Source organism: Candidatus Paralachnospira sp. LCP21S3_A2, from assembly GCF_052118925.1.
Taxonomy (GTDB): Bacteria; Bacillota; Clostridia; order Lachnospirales; family Lachnospiraceae; genus Lientehia.
Genome location: NZ_JBQKGG010000023.1, coordinates 1 through 18,912 on the forward strand (window position 1 = coordinate 1; position 18,912 = coordinate 18,912).

The following is an 18,912-nucleotide window of genomic DNA, read 5'->3' on the forward strand; positions in this document are numbered from 1 at the left end:
TCTTCAGTGGGTTAAGAGGCAGCCGGAATTGATGAGCCTGCTAGTAGACAGGTTGAGGAGTTGGGGCTGTATAACATTCGACTCAGAGACACAGACCTGGAGAGGAGTTGACTATCATGGTGACACAGTTTTTCATGGCGATGGTTCCGCCGACCGTAACACACCAGGAGCATAAGGTGTCGGTGGTACATGGCAAGCCGGTGTTCTATGATCCGCCAGAACTAAAAGTGGCAAGAGACAAGCTGACCGCGCATCTGTCCGGTCACCGGCCGGCAGCTCCATACAGCCAGGGCGTCCGGCTTGTGGTCAAGTGGTGTTTTCCCAGAGGCAGACACCGGGACGGGGAGTACCGGATCACGAAGCCGGACACAGACAACCTGCAGAAGCTGCTTAAGGACTGCATGACGCGCCTGCATTTCTGGACCGATGATGCACTGGTAGCGTCGGAGATCGCAGAGAAGTTCTGGACGGAGATTCCTGGGATCTTTGTGAGGATCGAGAGCCTATGAGCAATCAGGAGATAGCAGCGGCTGTAAATGAGATCTATAACGGGTTCTGGATCAGGTGGAAAGACCGGAAGAACAGCGAACGGGACTTTGACCAGATCTACCAGGAATCAAAGAAGCTGCTGGAGAAATATAAGTTCAAGCTGGCACAGGATATGGTTTTGGATTTGCTGGATGAGCTTGGGAGGAGATCAGACAATGGCTAAACGGGATGATTACATGAAAGGCAGGCAGGAGGGAATGTCTTATGCCCTAAAGATTGCCAGAGAAGGCGGTCTGGAGGCGCTGGAAAAAGAGATCAAATACCGGAATATCGAGAACTACTGGTATATGGGGCTGAACAAAAAGGAGACCCAGGAAGTCAAGGAGAAGATCGCACTCCGGACGAAGGGAATCATCACTTGCGTGTCGCTGCTTACCCTGCGGGATGAATTTGGGTTCGGGAAAGAACGCGGCCTGCGGTTTTTAAAGCGGTTTGATACAAAGGTTGACTGCCTGATCGGAGATCCGGATGACGGACAGACGGTAACTCTGGAAGACTATGCCGAGGTGGTACGCCAGGAGATGGGAATCAAGGTGGAGATCTCGGAGGGGATCGGGAGGAAGAAATGAAAAGCGTAAGAATTGAACTGAAAAGAAGCTGTTTAGAGTGCGACTATTGCGAACTAGAAATCGAAAAGGTATGCGGTCTCATTACAGCATGCCAGGTCCTTAGATGTGGACATGCCAATGTGTGCAAGGGGTATATTGATGATCAGGATCCAACAATAAGCGACTGCTTAGAGGAAAAGAAAGAATGGATCTTGACGGGAGAAAGACTGCCGGAAGATGATACCCTCGTGCTGGTACAGATTACCGGTCAAACCGCAACCACAGGACTTCAGAATGCGATGCAGATTGGCTACTACGATCTGAACTGGCGCCGCTGGTATATTGATGGGTACGAGGATTTTGTGGGCGAAGTCATAGCATGGCAGCCACTGCCAGAGCCATACAAGGAGGGGCAATCATGGACAGATTAACGCATAAACGATCCAACGGGATCAAAACAGGTTACTGGTCACCGGAAAAGAAAGATGCACTGGTGGAGCGGCTGGCAGAATATGAGAACACCGGACTGACGCCACAGGAGATCTACAAGCTTAAAGCAGACGGATTCATGGAGATCTTGGGAACGATCTTCGGAGAGGAGAAACATGGGTAAGCGATACGTGCGTTTTATGGGAATCAAAGAGCTCCGGAAGTATCTGAGGGGAGAAAAGCTGGAGAACCATACGGAGTGGATCTGGGGATCCGTTGGGTTCTGCTTTTTCGACATGACGGTGAAGCCGGAAGAGAGAATTGAATATCTGGCAAACGTTGTTACGATGGAGGTGGTTGCGGAGTTTGAGAGGATTGACAAAACACCAATGCGAAAAGTAATGGGACGGTATCGAAATCCGGAAAGGGACGACTTATTCACATTCCCGATTCCGAAGCAATGGGTGAAAGAGTACAGCGTGGAAGAGTACAGCCAGGACACCATGAGACTTGTAAGAGTTGGATATATATCGGATCCGTGGGATGAAAAAATTGCATGGATGGAGGAAACGGAATGAAAGTATACATCAGCGGCCCGATGGAGGGCGTGAAAGATTACCTGGAAAATTTCCGGGAGGCAGAAGAAGTCCTGCTGAAGCTGGGGCATGTTGTGGTGAACCCGGCAAGGTTGGATAAAGCGGTCAAAGGCCGCGGGCTCAGCAGGGAGGATTATTTGGAGCTTGACCTAAAGCTTTTAGAGTGGTGCGATGTCATAGTGATGCTGGAAGGATGGCAGCAGTCGCGGGGATGCAACCGAGAGTATGGATATGCCGCAGCAGCGGGAAAGAGCATTATTATATACGAATCTCTCGTTGAGGAGCTGCAGAAAGGAGAACCGGATGACTGATAAACCGACAAGATTTGTTGAGATGGATTGGCGGGAAGCTCTGCGGAAGTATGCAGACGGCTATGATGTCCTGAGAATGGATGTTGAGCCGAGACCCGGAAAAGTAGCACCGGACTATATCACAGACAGCCTGGATGATGTCCTGCAGGGCTATCACTACATGGTAGATCAGATGTCCGGGCCGGAAGAAGCAGAATCGCAGGAAGAGAAAGAGGCAGCAGGATCGGACGAAGACCAGTCGAGTGTCCAGAAGCCCAAGGCAAGGAGGCAGTACATAAACGCCGAGGATAAGGAGGCCATCACCGAATTATACAAAGCAGGACGGGAGATGGAGGAGATTGCAGAAGCACTGGGACTGTATCTGTCGGCAGTGAGCCGGTACATCAAAGAGGCTGGGCTGGGAGACGAGCGATATAAAGGCAAAGTAATCCCTAGCACAGGTAGCGCACCGGTGACAGCGGCGGTATATAATGGCGGCACCGGAAAAAAGGGTAACTGATAGTATCAAAAATCAATCCAAATCCAAGGGGAGGGAACAAGGTGACAATCGACGAGAAAAAAGAGTACCTGAAATCATACCGAAAGATCGGCCGGGAACTGCGCTCCCTCTCCGAGGAGATCAGACAGCTGAGAGATGCCTGGGTGCTGCCTAGCATTGTGGCGGACGGGCTGCCTAAAAGCAGCGGCGGGAGTGATTTATCCGAATATGCGGCCAGGCTTGACGAGCTAGAGCGCAAGCTCCGGGAAAAGGCAGCAGAACTGTACAAGCGCCAGACAGAGATCGAGGCAAATATCAGCGCCATGAAGGACGCAAACGAACGGACTGTCCTCCGGAACTATTATCTTTGCGGGATGCCGTGGGAACGGGTAGCGGGGGAGATGGGATATAGCTGGCGGCAGATCCACAGAATACATGGAGAGGCACTGATCCATTTTGAAAAGATGGCATAGAATGGCACACATACTCTGTGGTATAGTGTAAACAGCGAAAAGAGAAGAAAAAGACCCCGAAGCGGGCAAAACTTTTTGCAACCACCTGTGTATTCCGATGGAACATCCTGCAGAAATGCGGGGTGTTTCGTTGTACAGAAACATAAAATAATTTCAAAACCCATTGACTTTTGTCATGACATAAGTTATAATAAAGATACAGTTAAGGGAAACAAAAAACCGAGACGAGTAAGGTGGCAGGTGCCGGAAAGGAGAAAACATGGAAGAAGAAATGGGGAACGTAAGCGAACTGTTAAAAGAGGCCGTAGAAGAAAACCAGACAAGAAAAATCCTGTTAATCCTCAATGACTGTAAAGACCTTGAGGAAGCGAAAGAAAAAGTAAAGGCCTTACTCAACAAATAAGTAAGACCTAAACCCAAACACACAGCAGGCGGTACTTGCCACCGCCTGCACCCATTAGAATGATAGCACAATAATGGGGAAAAGGCAAGAACTGAGAGGAGACCTGTGGAAAGAAAGAAGATGGGGCGTCCATCAGATTCCCCGAAGGTATACCGGGAGAGCTTCCGGCTTTCTGAAAAGGACATGGAAAAAATCAGATTCTGTATGGACAATGCAGGAATGAGCAAGACCGAGGTCATCAGGGCCGGAATAGAAGCGGTATATCAGAAAGCAAAAACAGAATAGGCATAAAATACCATCAGTCGAAAGGCCGGTGGTATTTTTGTGGAGAAAATCACATGAAAAGTAAAACCTACGAAGAATTCGTAGAGAAATTCAAACCGAAGAAAACAACGGACGACTGCTACACGCCGCCAGAAATTTATGAAGTCATAAAATCATGGGCGTGCAAACGGTATGGGATCGACCCAGATAAAGTGGTGCGGCCATTCTGGCCGGGAGCAGACTATCTAACCACAGAATATCCGGACGGCTGCGTGGTTATAGATAACCCGCCGTTTTCTATCTTGTCAAAAATATGCAGCTTTTACTTGGAACGGGAGATCCCGTTCTTTTTGTTTTGTCCATCACTCACGGCTTTTTCCGGAAAGTCCATTGTGCAAAGAACAAGTCATATTATATGCGACTGTGAAATCATTTATGAAAACGGTGCTGATGTGAAAACATCGTTTATCACAAGTTTTGATCCGGAGATCACAGCGCAGACATCGCCGGAATTGACAAGGCTGGTCAACGACGTATCAAAGAAGATAAAAACGACCAGAACCCTGCCGAAATATGATTATCCGGATTATATCGTGACAGCGGCAATGATGCAGCGCTATGCAAGGTACGGAGTGGATTTCAGGGTTGAAAGAGAAGCCTGCATGTGCATAAGTGCATTGGATGCACAGCGGGCAACAAAGAAGACCATATTTGGCGGCGGGCTGCTGTTAGCAGAGAAAGCGGCAGCAGAGAAAGCGGCAGCAGAGAAAGCGGCAGCAGAGAAAGCGGCAGCAGAGAAAGCGGCAGCAGAGAAAGCGGTAGCAGAGAAAACGGCAGCAGAGAGATACGCCTTATCAGAAAGAGAACTGGATCTTGTGAAAAAGTTAGGAGGCGAAAGCGATGAGGTACAGGAAAAGACCGGAGATGGTGGAAGCCTTCCGCCTGACCGATGATCCGGATCGAGAAGCACCTGTCTGGTTTACCCAGGCGGTCATCGATGAGCGGATCTGGATTGACCGAAGCATATCGGACGGACATATCGAAGTGTATGGCTGTACGATCCAGACACCGGTAGGGAGATTACAAGCAAGGCTTGGGGATTATGTGATCCGGGAGAAAGACGGAACCATCTATCCATGCAGAGCCAAAACGTTTGGAGCCAGATACGAAAGGGTGAGAACCTGATGCCAATCTATAAAAGGTGCAGCAGGTGCGGAAAGCGGATCCCATCCGGGAGCAAATGCTCCTGCGGGAAAGAACGGCACCGGGAGTATGACCGATACAGCCGGGATAAAAGGAGCAAAGAGTTTTATGACAGCAGCGAGTGGGAACGAGCGCGGCAGCAGGCGCTGGATCTGGACGATGGCATTGATGTGTACCTGTACATGACAAGCGGAGAGATCAAGGCGGCTGACACGTTGCATCATATCGTACCGTTAAAGGATGACTGGGACAGGAGACTGGATCCGAGGAACCTGATGAGCCTGCATCACGACACACACAGTATGATAGAGAGAGATTATAAAAAAAATAAGCCTGAAATGATTGAAAAACTTAGCAAAATGCTCAGAGATTACAGAAAACAAAAGGGGTAGGGGGGATCGAAAAAGTTTGGAGCAATCGCTCCAGACCGCACGCCTCCCTTTCTTCACGCAATTTTCTAAATAAAAGTTCCAGAGAAAGGAGGAGGGGCAGATGGGAAGAGCACGGATCCCACTGGCAGACCAAAAAGGGAACATCACAAGCATTGATAAACTCAAGCGCCAGGCGGAAGAAAAGGCAGTCAAGACCGGAACCTCCCAGCTGACCAGGCCTCCGGATGAGCTGATCGATGATACAGCAAAAAAAGAATGGAAACGGGTGGTTCCGCAGCTTAAAGCGACCGGAATCATCGGGAATCTGGACCGGGCGAACATCATCGGCTACTGCAATGCATACGCGCTGTACCGGAGGGCGCTGCGGGAACTGGTGGACGGCACAGCGATGGCGGGACAGAAAGAACGATCCGATCAGATCCGGTTCTGGCAGAAAGAATACCGGGACTTCGGGAAGCTCTGCGGAATGACCTTTGACTCCCGGTTAAAGGCGGCAGCAGTCCAGACAAAGAAAGAGGAGGACGCTCTGGAAGAAAGGTTCGGCGGGATCTGATGACAATACTGGAGGAACTCAAACAGTACGCAGAAGACTGCATAGCAGGAACGATTATCAGTTGCCGGAAACACAAATGGGCCTGCCAGCGTTTTCTGAACGATGTAGACAAGATGGAGAGCGATCCGGATTATCCATATACCTGGGACGAGCGGCAGGCGCAGAACATCGTGGAATGGTTTTCCCTCCTGCGCCACAGCAAAGGCGTCTTGGCCGGCCAGCCGATCGAGCTGACGACCTGGCAGAAGTTCCGGCACTGCCAGCTGTACGGCTGGCGGGAAAAGAAGACCGGATATAAGCGATTCCTGAAAACCTTTACGGAGGTTGCCAGAAAAAACTCGAAGTCACTGGACGAGGCCGGAATTGCTCTGTATGAGATATCGGTCATGGCGACCAAAAACCATGAGGTCTATGAATATTACACAGCAGGTGTAAAGAGAGATCAGTCCAAGATCGTATTTAACGAGGCGGGGCTGATGCTCAAAGGATCGCCGCTCCGGTCAAAGTTTAAGGTAACCAGAGATTCCATTGAGCATATCCGGACGGGGAGCTTTATCAAAGCACTCAGCGCGGAGGACGGGCAAAAGGGAGACGGCACCAACCCGGCCGGTCTGATCCTGGACGAATATCATCAGCATCGGACCACCGAGTTTTACGACCTTGGCCTTGGATCTAACACGAAAGAATCCCTGCTTATGATCATCACCACCGCAGGGAGAGATCTGACCTATCCCTGCTATGTGACCGAGTACGCATATTGCTCCAAGGTATTGGATCCAAACTCCGATATAGAGAATGATCGATACCTGATCGATATCTGCGAACTGGATACGGAAGACTATGAGAACATCGAGAATGTCGGAAATGAGGAGCTCTGGTATAAAGCGAATCCGATCCGGATGTCTTATGAAAAGGGCCGGGAGAAGATCCGGGAAGAGTATAAGATTGCAAAAGAGATCCCGGAGCACATGACCGCATTTCTGACCAAGTGCATGAATGTCTGGGTGCAGGCAAAAGAAAACGGCTATATGGATATGGCCAAATGGAAAGCCTGCCAGGTGGACGAAATTCCGATTGGTACAACGGGAATGAGTGTCTATGTGGGATTCGATATGTCGGCCAAGACCGACTTGACCTCAGTGGCGTTTATCATTCCGTTTGAATCGGACGAAACAGACAATGACGAGAAGAAAGTGATCAAGTATATCGTATATTCCCATTCCTTTGTTCCGAACCGGGAAAAGCTGGCCGAGAGAAAGGCGAAGGATAAAGTGGACTATGATGCCTGGGAGCGGATGGGCTTCCTGACCGTGACCGATACACCGATCGTTGATCAGAGCGCGGTCATGCGGTATGTCCTGAAAACCTGTAAAGAGCATGACTGGAAGATCGAGACCTTGTGTTTCGACCCGGCCAATGCCTCAAAGCTCATGATGGATCTGGCAGATGAAGGCTACGATGTGGAAGAAGTGTTCCAGAGCCATAAATCCCTGAACGAATCCACGCAGGGCTTCCGGGAACAGGTTTACTCCCGGAATATCCTGTATACCTATAACCCGGTCCTCAATTTTGCCATGAGCAATGCAGTGGTCCGGAAGAATAACGGCCTGATCAAGATCGACAAGGATGCAACCACAAAACGGATCGACCCGGTGGATGCGGTCCTGTGTGCCTATAAGCTGGCAATGTATCATACCTTCCACGCTTCGACCATGGAGGCAATCGACAAGTTTTTGGAAAGTGACTGGTGACAAAAATGGGAATTTGGACAAGACTGAAAAACGCGGCAGCAGAACTGACAAGGCCGGAAGTGAGCCTGGAGGACAGGGAACTGCTGGAATGGCTGGGAATCCAGACAACAGGAGGAAAGCCAATCCAGGAAGTGACTTATTACACCTGCCTCAAAATGCTTTCGGAGACCATCGGAAAGCTGCCGCTTAAATATTATCAGAACACGGAAAAGGGACGGATCCGGGCGGCGCCTACCAGGGCAGGATATCTGATGAGTGTCCGTCCGAATCCGTTTATGACGCCGACTACGCTCTGGACTGCGGTGGAAATGAACTGCCAGCATTATGGAAACGGGTATATCTGGCTGAGAGGCAGGTTTCTTCCGGCCGGAACATACGGCGGGGAATATGAACTGCTGGATCTGTGGCCCATGCGGTCCGACTGCGTGACCGTGCTCATGGACGATGCGGGCGTATTTGGCGGCAAGGGGAATATCTACTACCAGTACGCCGATCCGAAGAGCGGGGAGCTGTACATGCTCCGGAACGAAGAAGTCCTGCACTTTAAGACCTGGTATACACTTGACGGGTATATGGGTGCACCGGTGCGGGAGATCCTGCGGGCAACGGTGGACGGCGCCGGAGCCAGCCAGGACTACATGAACAAGCTGTATAAAAACGGCCTGACGGCAGGAATGATAATGCAGTACACCGGAGATCTGGAAGATGATAAGGTGCGGAAGCTGCAGAAGAAGTTTGCGGACCGGCTCACAGGGCCGCAGAATGCCGGGAGGGTGATCCCGATCCCCATGGGGCTTACTTTGACACCGCTCAACATGAGCCTCACAGACGCACAGTTTTTTGAACTGCGGAAGTACTCGGCACTGCAGATCGCCGGAGCCTTTGGCATAAAGCCGAATCAGATCAACGACTATGACAAGTCCAGCTATTCCAACAGCGAGACTCAGCAGCTGGCATTTCTGGTGGACACCATGAGCTACCGGCTGAAAGCCTATGAGGAGGAGATCAACGCCAAGATCCTGACACCGCAGGAGGACAAAGGGCAGTTCTTTTATAAATTCAACGAGAAGGCAATCCTTCGGACCGACAGCAAGACCCAGATGGAGAATCTGGCGAAAGCAGTCAACAACGGATTTTATACCGCGAATGAAGCCAGGGAATATCTGGATATGCCGGCGAAAGAAGGCGGCGATGTCCTGATGGTCAATGGAAATTATATCCCGATCACTCAGATCGGGACACAGTACGGGAAAGGAGGTGAGGGGGATGGCAACGATTAACATCAGGGGAGATATTGTCGGGAACGATGACAAATGGATCTATGACTGGTTTGACATGGAAGCAACCTGTCCGAAGGATGTGACCGACATCATCCAGGCAGCCGAAGAGGGAGAGGAGATCGAGGTACTGATCAACTCCGGAGGCGGATCCGTGATGGCAGGACAGGAGATCTACAGTGCACTGGCCAAAAGCCGGAATGTAATCATCCGGATCCAGAGCCTGGCCGGAAGTGCTGCAGGCGTGGTGGCAATGGCCGGTCACAGTACCATCAGTCCGGTGGCGATGATCATGATCCATAACGTGTCCCTGTCCGGTGCGTCCGGAGATTATCACGATATGCAGAAAAACGCCGAAATTCTGAAACAGATGAATGCAGCGATGGCATCGGCATATACCCAGAAATCCGGGAGACCGCTGGACGAGATCCTGAAGCTGATGGACAAAGAGACATGGCTTACCGCAAATCAGTGCCTGGATTATGGCTTTGTGGATGAGATCGAAACCGGGCAGCAGTCGGTGGTCTACACCAACAGCTACAGCGGGATGTGGCTGACAGATGAGATCCGGCAGAAAGCCATGGAACAGCGGGCGGAAAAAGAAGCCCGGGAAGAAGAAAAGAAACAGTTGTTAGAGGATTTGGATCTGTATGGGGTCTAGGTCCTTTTTTCATACCAAAAAAGGAGAGAAGAGGATGAACAAGAAGTTATTAGAGCTGCTTGACAAGATCAATGAGAAGAAGCTGGAAGTGAAGAATCTGGCCGAGCAGGGGAAGCTGGAGGAGGCAAAAGCCGCCAAGGACGAGCTTAAGAACATGCAGACCCAGTTCGATCTGTTAAAGGATCTGGATGACACCGCGCTTGCCGGTGCGCAGAATGCCATGGTTTCCGGAACCGGAGTAAAGCCGCTGGAAAAGAAGGATGCAGTGAAAGAGTTTGCCGAGGCAGCAAGAAACGGTTTTCGGAACGCAGTAACAGGAATGAGTGAAGGAACTCAGGCAGACGGCGGTTATACCGTGCCGGAGGACATCCAGACCATGATCAATACGTACCGGGATGCCAAGTTCTCCCTGATGAGCTTGGTAAGAGTGGAAAACGTAACAACCAACAAGGGAGCGCGGACCTTTAAGAAGCGTGCACAGCAGACCGGATTTACAAAGGTCGGCGAGAAGGGCAAGATTCCGGGCAAGGAAACCCCGCAGTTTGAGCGGATCGATTATGAGATTGCCAAGTATGCGGGATATTTCCCGGTGACGAACGAACTGCTGGCGGACAGCGATGCGAACATCGCCGGAACGCTGACGGAATGGATCGGCGATGAATCCAGGGTAACCGCCAACAACCTGATCCTGGAAGAGATCCATAAGAAGGCAGCAGTGAATGTAAAGGATCTGGATGGAATCAAGAAGGTCCTGAATGTGGATCTTGGCGCTGCCTTTAAGGCAACAGCGTCCATTGTGACCAACGACAACGGCCTCCAGTACCTGGATACCTTAAAGGATAACAACGGCAGATATCTCCTGTCTCCCGATCCGTCGGAGCCGATGCAGATGAGACTGGCAGCAGGCGCGGCGTATATCCCGGTGCAGGTAGTACCCAACACCGATCTGCCAAACGCAGAAGAGTACGTACAGACCCAGGATAAGGATGTCGTAGCCGGAAAAACTTACTACACCAAGGGCAGCGGAACCTATGATCCGGTTGTCGGACCGACGAAAACAAATATCGGAACCTACTATGAGATCGAATCCAGAATCCCCATGATCATCGGCGACCTGAACGAGGGCATCTGGTATTTTGACCGGGCCCAGAGAACCATCATGGTATCCACCACGGCGGCAGTCGGTGACCTCAATGCGTTTGAGGAGGATCTGACCATTTACCGTGCGATTGAGCGGGAGGATGTCCAGACCAGAGACGCAGAGGCATTTGTTAACGGCTATATCGTAGCTTAGGAGGTGACGGGATGCTGGAGGACAAGCTGCCCGCAGTAAAGAGACGCTGCGGGATTGCAGACGGGATCAATGTATATGATGAAGAGATCGCCGCCTATCTGGATGACTGCGAGCAGGATCTGAAGGCCTCCGGCGTCACCGAGGCCGTCTTGCAGACGGAAGAGCATCAAAACCAGATCCTGACAGCCGCGACGCTGTATGTCAAAGCATATCTGGGAAATGACCGGGCCGATACGGAGAAATATCTGGATCTGTACCGGAAAAAGGTGTTCCGCCTGACGCTGGAAGGAGATGACGGACTTGTGGGATAGATCGATCGCGCTGCCGAAGGAAAAGGTACGAAAGCAGGAACCTGGGGGATTTGTGACCGAGGAATGGACCTATCTCCGGGGAATCCCCGCATCCGCGCTGGATGCGACAAGATCCGATGAGCTCCTGGCGAACCAGTGCGGGTATGGGGCGGATCTGGTGGTGGAGATCCAGGACTGCAACTATAACGGTGCCTCTTTTTTTGTGGATGAAAGCACCGGAGAGATTTATGAGATCAAACGGACATACCGCCCCAACCGGTCCATGCTGATCCAGCTCACCGGAGAGAGGAGAGATCATGGCAAGATTTGAGGTCGAGGGACTGGATGAATTACTGAAAAATATGACGTTTTTGGATGCAGACAGGCTTGCACCGATGATGTTAGAAGAGGCAGCGCCTCCCCTGGAAGCAAACGTGAAAAGAAGAGCAGGATCGCATAGAGATACGGGAGCGATGGAAACGTCCATCAAAACAACTCGACCGCATAAAAATGGAAATGGATATTCCATTTGCACCAGGCCGACCGGAAAGGACAAAAAAGGAGTCCGAAACATGGAAAAGGCTGTGTACATGGAATTTGGAACATCCAAGCAGGCAGCCACACCGATCATCTCTCCGGCGGTCCGGGAATCGGAAGCCGCTGTGCTGGAGAAGATGCAGGAAGTCTTTGACCGGGAGGTGGGAAGCAAGTGACAACCTTCGAGAAAATTGTGGAGGCGGTCAAGCCGTTTGGCTATCCGTATGAGCCGGATGTGTACCGAGGATCAGAGGCAGAACGGTGGATCACCTACAACTATTCGGACGATTATGCGTCGGAATTTGCAGACGATGAACCGGCGGTGGTGATCGCCACCGTGCAGGTCCATCTGTTCCTGCCGATCCGGGAGGATTTTTACAAAATTAAGCAGCAGATCCGGAAAGCACTGTTTGCCCAGGGATTTACCTATCCCGAAATCACAGTGCTGACCGAAAACGAAAGTATCCGTCACATCATTTTTGAATGCGACATCGAGGAAGAATAACTTGCCCATGAGGGCAGAGAGGAGAAGTATATGGCATTTATCGGACTGAGAAACCCTTATATCGGGGCAAGAAAAGAAGATGGGAAGTATGAAGCGCCGTTCCAGTTAGGAAAAGCGGTGTCTTTGAATATTACCCCCAATTTTGCGGAAGGCAGCCTTTACGCAAACGATGAGCTGTCGGAGTATGACAAGGAATTTACCAATGCGGATGTGACACTGGGAACCAGTACCATCCCCATTGAGGCACAGATGCCCATGTTCGGGCATACCGTTGAGACAACCGGATCCAAAAAGGGAGTGACCTACAACCGCGACGACCAAAGCGGCTATGTGGGATTTGGATTTATTTCGGTGGAAAAAGTAAACGGTGTGCGGTCTTTTGTGGCAGCATTCCTTCCCAAGGTTAAGTTCACGGAGCCCTCCGATGATTACGAGACCAAGGGTGAGAGCATCACCTACAAGACTCCGTCCATTACCGGAAAGGCAACCGCAGACGATGACGGCGTGTGGAAGGAGACGGATGTCTTTGCCACCGAGGCGGAAGCAGTATCCTGGATCACCGGAAAGTTTACAACGGCGGCTTAACTATAAGCGGCGGGGATTCCCGCCGCGAAAAGGAGAGAACAAATGTTTGAAAAAGTGAATCATATTGAGCTGTCCGGAGAATCCTATCCGATCCGGTGCGATATGGCAGTGCTGGAGAAGATCCAGGACAAATATGGGGATCTGATCGCGTTTGAGGATCTGATCTACAAATTTGAGCCCAAACTTGATGATAAGGGAAAGCCAATCAAGAACAAGGAGGGGCTGATCATCGGCACTTATGGCTATCCGAAGATCAGCGCCGTAAATGATGCCCTGTACTGGTTTGTGGAAGAGGGGCTGGACATTGAAGAACCCGGAAAGACCATCAGCAGGAAGGAGCTGATCCGGAACGTGGATCTGCCGCCTATCGATCTTGCCAGAATGGTCCATGATGAATATGTGCGGTGCTTTGAACGAAAAAACGCACAGACCCCGCAGAATCCGGAGACGAAGAGCGGGGAGACTTCCGAGTAGACTTTAGCTGGGTGCTTTTTACCGGGCTGCAGATCGGCCTCCGGGAACGGGAGATTGCCAGGATGTCTTTCGGGACCTGGTGTGATCTGTTCGATCACTGGAAATCCTACCACAACATGAAAATCCAGAAGATTCTGTTTGAGGAAACCAGGAAAGAGACTTCCATTCTGGATCTGTAAATGGTATAATAGCAGGCAGAAGGGAGTCTTTGCGATGAAGGATAAAATCAAACGGTATGCAAGGCTTTTGTGGAAGTATAAATGGATTGTGGCCTATGTGACACTTTTGATAGTCGTTACAGTAGGAAGCCAGAAAAGTGAGTTCAGCTTTTTCGAGGGATTGTTTTATGACGGAATCCTGGTAGGATTGTTTGTTGGTGGAATGTGGCTGCTTGTGTTATATATCCGTTTTACCATTTCTTATTGCAGAGATATAATTGATCTGAACAAGTATCTGGATGAAGCAACGTTTGAGAGCCGATATCAGAGGGAAGTGGAACGGAGAAGACGAAAAGCAGAAAAGCGGATGAGATTAAAGAAAAAAATACAAATATTACGGAACCGTCTGTGAAAGCAGGCGGTTTTTTGATGCAGAAAATCGGGAGCGGAATAACCGGAGGAAGCTATGGCAAGTAAAAGAAAAATCGGAGCAACGATTGCTCTGGACGGAGAAAAAGAATTCAAATTAGCGGTAAGCTCCTGCAATAAAAGCCTCTCTGCGATGAAATCGGAGATGAACCTGGTAAAGGCACAGACAGCCGGGAACGCAAATTCCCTGGAAAGCCTGAAAAAGAAGCATGAGGTTTTAACAAAGACGTTAGATGCCCAGGTAAAAAAGGAAGAGGCAGTAAGAACCGGTCTGAGCCATGCGGTTAGCGATTATAACCGTGTTGGGACAGAGCTGGGGGATTATAAAAACAAGCTGGAGGATGCCAAGAATAAGCTCCAGGAGATGGAAGCAGCAGGAACCGCATCGGAAGAAGAGATGCAGAAGCAGCGGGAGACCGTGGCCAGTCTGGAAAATGCGGTTGCAAGCGGAGAAGAAGCCTATCAGAAAGCCGGCGACCGGGTAAACGACTGGCAGAAGCAGTTAAACAATGCTCAGGCCCAGACTTTAAAGGCTTCTCAGGCAGTCGATGAGAATGCCAAATATATGAATGAGGCAGAGAAATCTACTGATCAGTGTGCGATCTCCATCGATAACTTTGGGAAAAAATTAAACAGTGCCACGCAGGAAACCAAGAACCTTAACAACAGTGTAACCAAGTTTGAGAGCGCAGCGTTAAAAAAAGAACTTTGGGGGATGGTGGGGGAGACGGCACAGAAGGCAGCCTCCTCCGCATACCAGGCGGCCAGAGAGCTGGATGACGGGTATGACATTATCATCACCAAGACCGGAGCGACCGGAGAGGCTCTGGAAGATTTAAACAACGTGGCGGATCGGATCTTTGGAGATCTGCCGACCGATATGGAGACCGTTGGAACGGCGGTCGGTGAGGTCAATACAAGATTTGGACAGACCGGGAAAGCGCTGGAACAAACCTCGAAGCAGTTTATCCGGTTTGCGGAGATCAACGGGACTGATCTGAACAGCTCCATCGACACAACGGACAAGATCCTGACCCAGTTCAACCTGACTGCCGAGGATTCTGGAAACCTCCTTGGAATCATGACCGCCAGAGGGCAGGAAACCGGGATCAGCGTAACCTCATTGATGGACAGCGTCAATTCCAACGCGGCCATGTTTAAGGAATTAAATCTTGGCGTGGAGGAATCTGTCAACCTGATGGCCATGTTTGAAGCTAACGGCGTGGATGCCGGAGCGGCTTTGAAGAGTTTAAAGACCGCCGTCAATAACTATGCCAAAGAGGGACTGACCGCAAGAGAGGGACTGGATAAGTCCATCGAGAGCATTAAAAATGCAGAGACCAGCACTGAGGCTCTGGCCATCGCCCAGAATACTTTTGGTACCAAGGGCGCCCAGGTTATGGCAGACGGAATCCGCAGCGGACGGATCAATCTGGATACGCTCTCCGATTCTCTGAGTAATTACAGCAATACGGTGGAGGACACCTATAATGCTACACTGGATCCGTGGGATCAGATGACCGTAGCAACCAATAACCTCAAAGCGGCAGGCAGCAGTCTGGTCGGTGAGTTTTTCACAGTCGCGGAACCGGCCATCAACAAGGCTGCGTCAGCGGTTGAAAGAATAAAAAAGAAATTTGATTCCTGGCCGCCTGCGGCAAAACGTATTATATCAGTATTGGGAGTTGCCGGAGCCGCCGCTGGAGTTGTTGCGCCGAAGATCGCGAAAGTTGCGATCAACATTAAAACGTTAAGAAATTCCAATGATGTGGCTAACGCCTTGAAAGCGCTATCCAAAGCACAGGAAGGAGTTGCGGCCGCATCTGTGGCAACGGCAGCAGCGACTGAGGCAGAGACGACGGAAAAAACTAAAAATGCAGCGGCATCGACAGCGAGCGCCACAGCCTCCGGTGTGGATGCGGCAGCAAAGGGAACGGAAGCGGCGGTAACGGAAACGGCCACAGTGGCCCAGGAGGGTCTGAACGTTGCCATGGGAGCCTGTCCGGTATTGTTATTAGTGGCAAGCGTCGGAGCACTGGTCGGTGCTGTGGCCTTGTTATCAGCCGGAAACAGGGAAGCGGGGACTGAAACCGAAAAGCTGGGAGAAGAGGTCGAAGAGACCAATAAAAAGCTGGAAGAATCCCAGGAGAAGCTGAGCACTGCCATGGATACGGCGGCGGAATCCGTGAGCAAAGCGCAGTCCACCGCCGAAGTAGCATCCTCGGCCGCCGAAGAATTGGCTAATCTGGCGGATAAAACATCCCTGACCAATGAAGAGCAGGGGCGGATGGCGACCTTGGTCGGTGAATTAAACAGCCTGTATCCGGACATGGGGTTAAAGATCGATTCCGTGACCGGAAAGCTCAACATGGGAAGCGAACAGATCCGATCCTATGTGAACAACATGAAGCAGATGGCGCTGGCGGAAGCATACACCAGGGCCGCGGCAGATTCCTATGACGCTGTTGTAGATGCAACAACGGATCTGGTGGAGGCTCAGCAGACCCAGAAGAAAGTCACCGATGAGCTTGCGGCAAAGCAGACCAAGATGGGAGCAATCCAGCAGGCAGAAACAGCAAGGCTGGAATCAATAAAAATCGCAGAAGAAAATCTGGAAAAAGCCAGGGCGGAAGGATCGGAAGATGTAGAAAAATATGCCAAACAGCTATCGGATCTACAGAATCAGACCTATGAGGTCAACGGGGAGACAGTAAGCTATTCCGAGGCAATGACGACCCTTACCGGAGAAATCCGGGATCTGGAGGACAGCCAGAAGAGCGCAAACACCGCTGTCGAGGAGTATAAGAGTGCGGTGGACGAAGCCACGGCGACAGCTGACGGATATATGGACGCTGCGAACCAGATGAACCAGGCGGACGCATCCAGAACCGAATCTCTGGCAGGGGCCAGTGATGCCCAGAAGCAGGCTTCCCAGGCATCGATCACAGCAGCGGGGCAGGAGTTAGAAGCATACAACAACTTGTCTGAGGGACAGCAGGAGCTGGCGGTCAAGGTGACGGAGAGCGTCCTCACCATGCAGGACAATGTCCAGAGTGCTCTGGAATCTCAGATGAACATGTTTGAGAAATTTGATGCTGGAACTGCCATGTCTACGGATCAGATGCTCAGCAATATGCAGTCCCAGATTGATGGAGTGCAAAACTGGGAGAGCAATCTGGCAACACTGGCAGATCGCGGAATTAACGAGGATCTCCTGCAGAAGCTGGCATCTATGGGACCGGAAGGCGCGGCCTATGTACAGACGTTTGTTGATATGTCCGGGGAAGAGCTGGGAAAGGCAAACGAACTGTGGGGTCAGAGCGTGCAGATCAAGGGCATGACGGATCAGTGGGGGCAGGAGCTCACCCAGTCGGTCGGCGAACTGTCCGCCGGAGGATCCGAGGCATTTGCGTCTCTGGCTCAAAGCATGAACGCATCAGCAGGGGAAAGCGGAGAATACGTGGTACAGGGACTGGTGTCCGGAATGAAGAATGCGGCCGGGGAGCTGCAGAAAGCCGGAGATGAAACAGGTGACTCCTTGTTAAAGTCCATTGACACCAGCCTCGGCGTAGCATCACCGTCCAGAAAGACCATGCAGACCGGTGTCTATGTTGTGTCCGGCCTGGTAAAAGGCATGGAGCAGACGCAGATGGTTGCGGTATCTACAGTCACCAACATCTCACTGGCGGTGATCAACGCGGCGCAGAATACGCTGACCATGGCGGCTATGCGGAACATCGGATATAATGCGGCTCTTGGGCTGGCAAGCGGAATCAGCCAGGGACAGTCGCATGTGATCACGGCGGCAAGTGCGGTTGCTTCTGCCGCCATCGTTGCGGCACAGAATACCCTGCAGATCCACTCACCGTCCAGAGTATTCCGCCGGATCGGCGCGTATACGGTAGAAGGCGCCATTGAGGGGGCACAGGCGTCCACGCCGAGCCTGGAACGGACGTATGCAGAGACTGCGAGAGCAGCTATTGATGCATACGAGAGCCAGATGGGCGGACAGATCCAGTGGGGAGGAGCATCCCCTTATCTGGAATACCAGGCACAGAGTGCCGGGAACGGAACGGCGTCTGCCGGAATGGAAAGCATGGATATCGGTGCAGTCACGGATCTGTTGGAGCAGATTGCCGGACTGCTGGCGAATAAAACCGGAATGGTCCAGAATGTCAATATTTACGGATCGAAGAGCACCGCGGTGGAAAATGCAAGAGAGCTGAAAAAAGTAGGGAGGGAACTGGCCTTTGGCGGAAGATAGATTGCAATTTACTTTTGAACAGGGCGGAAGATCCCTGACGGTCGGAGCGAATGATTTTGGAATCATTGATTACAGTGGAATCGAGGGCGCCGACTATAAGATCTCTTCGGCGGAACGGATCCGGGGAGTTGGAAGCCGCTACACCAAGACGAGGATCCCGCAGCGGGACATTACCGTGACTGCAGAATATAAAAAACGGGCAGGGAAATCAGAAATGAGATTGTTTCTGGTTTCCTTTTTTCGTCCGGACGAAGAGGGTGTTTTGACAGTGGAGAGCGCCGGAGCTAAGAGGCAGATCCCGTATCGAGTGGAGGGATTTACGTATAAACAGACCAATATTCATGAGAAACTGCAGTTTCTGGCAGAGCTGACCTGTCTGGATCCTTTTTTCCAGTCTATCACCCGCACCGGAGTATCGATCATGACGCTGGTGGGCGGTTGGAAGTGGCCATTTACGCTGCCATTCAAACTGCGACAGTACGGTGAAC

28 protein-coding genes are annotated in these 18,912 nt (G+C 51.2%); all 28 read left to right on the top strand.

Going from position 1 to position 18,912, the window contains the following annotated elements:
- Positions 1–116: 116 nt before the first annotated feature.
- Positions 117–509, top strand: a complete 393-nt coding sequence (locus ACTQ3K_RS11880) for a RusA family crossover junction endodeoxyribonuclease (RefSeq protein WP_441568104.1) — start codon at positions 117–119, stop codon at positions 507–509.
- The gene (locus ACTQ3K_RS11885; protein WP_441568103.1) at positions 506–712 is read left to right on the top strand and encodes a hypothetical protein; all 207 of its coding nucleotides are present in this window, start codon (positions 506–508) and stop codon (positions 710–712) included. Before ACTQ3K_RS11880 ends, ACTQ3K_RS11885 begins: the two co-directional genes overlap by 4 nt.
- Positions 705–1,118 (top strand): hypothetical protein, encoded by a 414-nt coding sequence (locus ACTQ3K_RS11890; RefSeq protein WP_441568102.1) that lies wholly within the window; start codon positions 705–707, stop codon positions 1,116–1,118. The genes ACTQ3K_RS11885 and ACTQ3K_RS11890 overlap by 8 nt, the downstream gene beginning before the upstream one ends.
- Entirely contained in the window at positions 1,115–1,528 is a 414-nt protein-coding gene (locus tag ACTQ3K_RS11895; protein WP_441568101.1) for a DUF551 domain-containing protein, read from the top strand. Before ACTQ3K_RS11890 ends, ACTQ3K_RS11895 begins: the two co-directional genes overlap by 4 nt.
- Complete coding sequence (locus tag ACTQ3K_RS11900) at positions 1,516–1,710, top strand: hypothetical protein (protein ID WP_441568100.1); 195 nt, start codon at positions 1,516–1,518, stop codon at positions 1,708–1,710. Before ACTQ3K_RS11895 ends, ACTQ3K_RS11900 begins: the two co-directional genes overlap by 13 nt.
- Positions 1,703–2,104 (top strand): hypothetical protein, encoded by a 402-nt coding sequence (locus ACTQ3K_RS11905; protein ID WP_441568099.1) that lies wholly within the window; start codon positions 1,703–1,705, stop codon positions 2,102–2,104. The genes ACTQ3K_RS11900 and ACTQ3K_RS11905 overlap by 8 nt, the downstream gene beginning before the upstream one ends.
- A complete protein-coding gene (locus ACTQ3K_RS11910; protein ID WP_441568098.1) occupies positions 2,101–2,433 on the top strand; it encodes a DUF1937 family protein in 333 nt (110 codons plus the stop codon). The genes ACTQ3K_RS11905 and ACTQ3K_RS11910 overlap by 4 nt, the downstream gene beginning before the upstream one ends.
- A complete protein-coding gene (locus ACTQ3K_RS11915; RefSeq protein ID WP_441568097.1) occupies positions 2,426–2,932 on the top strand; it encodes a hypothetical protein in 507 nt (168 codons plus the stop codon). Before ACTQ3K_RS11910 ends, ACTQ3K_RS11915 begins: the two co-directional genes overlap by 8 nt.
- A gap of 41 nt (positions 2,933–2,973) precedes the next feature.
- On the top strand, positions 2,974–3,384 hold the full coding sequence (locus tag ACTQ3K_RS11920; RefSeq protein WP_441568096.1) for a DUF1492 domain-containing protein: 411 nt from the start codon (positions 2,974–2,976) through the stop codon (positions 3,382–3,384).
- Positions 3,385–3,643: 259 nt separating this feature from the next.
- Positions 3,644–3,787 (top strand): protein phosphatase, encoded by a 144-nt coding sequence (locus ACTQ3K_RS11925; protein WP_441568095.1) that lies wholly within the window; start codon positions 3,644–3,646, stop codon positions 3,785–3,787.
- A gap of 105 nt (positions 3,788–3,892) precedes the next feature.
- Positions 3,893–4,072, top strand: a complete 180-nt coding sequence (locus ACTQ3K_RS11930; protein WP_441568094.1) for a hypothetical protein — start codon at positions 3,893–3,895, stop codon at positions 4,070–4,072.
- A 53-nt stretch (positions 4,073–4,125) separates the two neighbouring features.
- A complete protein-coding gene (locus tag ACTQ3K_RS11935) occupies positions 4,126–5,004 on the top strand; it encodes a hypothetical protein (protein ID WP_441568093.1) in 879 nt (292 codons plus the stop codon).
- Positions 4,952–5,236 (top strand): hypothetical protein, encoded by a 285-nt coding sequence (locus ACTQ3K_RS11940; RefSeq protein WP_441568092.1) that lies wholly within the window; start codon positions 4,952–4,954, stop codon positions 5,234–5,236. Before ACTQ3K_RS11935 ends, ACTQ3K_RS11940 begins: the two co-directional genes overlap by 53 nt.
- Entirely contained in the window at positions 5,236–5,646 is a 411-nt protein-coding gene (locus tag ACTQ3K_RS11945; protein WP_441568091.1) for an HNH endonuclease, read from the top strand. The genes ACTQ3K_RS11940 and ACTQ3K_RS11945 overlap by 1 nt, the downstream gene beginning before the upstream one ends.
- Positions 5,647–5,746: 100 nt before the next feature.
- The gene (locus ACTQ3K_RS11950) at positions 5,747–6,199 is read left to right on the top strand and encodes a P27 family phage terminase small subunit (RefSeq protein WP_441568090.1); all 453 of its coding nucleotides are present in this window, start codon (positions 5,747–5,749) and stop codon (positions 6,197–6,199) included.
- On the top strand, positions 6,199–7,950 hold the full coding sequence (locus ACTQ3K_RS11955) for a terminase large subunit (protein WP_441568089.1): 1,752 nt from the start codon (positions 6,199–6,201) through the stop codon (positions 7,948–7,950). The genes ACTQ3K_RS11950 and ACTQ3K_RS11955 overlap by 1 nt, the downstream gene beginning before the upstream one ends.
- 5 nt (positions 7,951–7,955) lie before the next feature.
- Positions 7,956–9,230, top strand: coding sequence for a phage portal protein (locus ACTQ3K_RS11960; protein WP_441568088.1), 1,275 nt, complete (start codon positions 7,956–7,958; stop codon positions 9,228–9,230).
- Positions 9,217–9,888 (top strand): head maturation protease, ClpP-related, encoded by a 672-nt coding sequence (locus tag ACTQ3K_RS11965; protein ID WP_441568087.1) that lies wholly within the window; start codon positions 9,217–9,219, stop codon positions 9,886–9,888. The genes ACTQ3K_RS11960 and ACTQ3K_RS11965 overlap by 14 nt, the downstream gene beginning before the upstream one ends.
- Positions 9,889–9,922: 34 nt before the next feature.
- On the top strand, positions 9,923–11,182 hold the full coding sequence (locus ACTQ3K_RS11970; RefSeq protein WP_441568086.1) for a phage major capsid protein: 1,260 nt from the start codon (positions 9,923–9,925) through the stop codon (positions 11,180–11,182).
- Positions 11,183–11,193: 11 nt separating this feature from the next.
- A complete protein-coding gene (locus tag ACTQ3K_RS11975) occupies positions 11,194–11,493 on the top strand; it encodes a phage head-tail connector protein (protein WP_441568085.1) in 300 nt (99 codons plus the stop codon).
- Entirely contained in the window at positions 11,483–11,803 is a 321-nt protein-coding gene (locus tag ACTQ3K_RS11980; protein ID WP_441568084.1) for a hypothetical protein, read from the top strand. Before ACTQ3K_RS11975 ends, ACTQ3K_RS11980 begins: the two co-directional genes overlap by 11 nt.
- Positions 11,790–12,185, top strand: a complete 396-nt coding sequence (locus ACTQ3K_RS11985; protein WP_441568083.1) for an HK97-gp10 family putative phage morphogenesis protein — start codon at positions 11,790–11,792, stop codon at positions 12,183–12,185. The genes ACTQ3K_RS11980 and ACTQ3K_RS11985 overlap by 14 nt, the downstream gene beginning before the upstream one ends.
- Positions 12,182–12,514 (top strand): phage tail protein, encoded by a 333-nt coding sequence (locus ACTQ3K_RS11990; protein WP_441568082.1) that lies wholly within the window; start codon positions 12,182–12,184, stop codon positions 12,512–12,514. The genes ACTQ3K_RS11985 and ACTQ3K_RS11990 overlap by 4 nt, the downstream gene beginning before the upstream one ends.
- 30 nt (positions 12,515–12,544) lie before the next feature.
- Positions 12,545–13,099 (top strand): major tail protein, encoded by a 555-nt coding sequence (locus ACTQ3K_RS11995; RefSeq protein WP_441568081.1) that lies wholly within the window; start codon positions 12,545–12,547, stop codon positions 13,097–13,099.
- A gap of 42 nt (positions 13,100–13,141) precedes the next feature.
- On the top strand, positions 13,142–13,573 hold the full coding sequence (locus tag ACTQ3K_RS12000; RefSeq protein WP_441568080.1) for a hypothetical protein: 432 nt from the start codon (positions 13,142–13,144) through the stop codon (positions 13,571–13,573).
- Between the two features lie 213 nt (positions 13,574–13,786).
- Positions 13,787–14,143, top strand: a complete 357-nt coding sequence (locus tag ACTQ3K_RS12005) for a hypothetical protein (RefSeq protein WP_441568079.1) — start codon at positions 13,787–13,789, stop codon at positions 14,141–14,143.
- A 54-nt stretch (positions 14,144–14,197) separates the two neighbouring features.
- A complete protein-coding gene (locus ACTQ3K_RS12010; RefSeq protein WP_441568078.1) occupies positions 14,198–18,424 on the top strand; it encodes a phage tail tape measure protein in 4,227 nt (1,408 codons plus the stop codon).
- The coding region (locus tag ACTQ3K_RS12015) for a hypothetical protein (RefSeq protein WP_441568077.1) at positions 18,411–18,912 on the top strand (502 nt) is incomplete at its 3' end. The genes ACTQ3K_RS12010 and ACTQ3K_RS12015, both read left to right, overlap by 14 nt.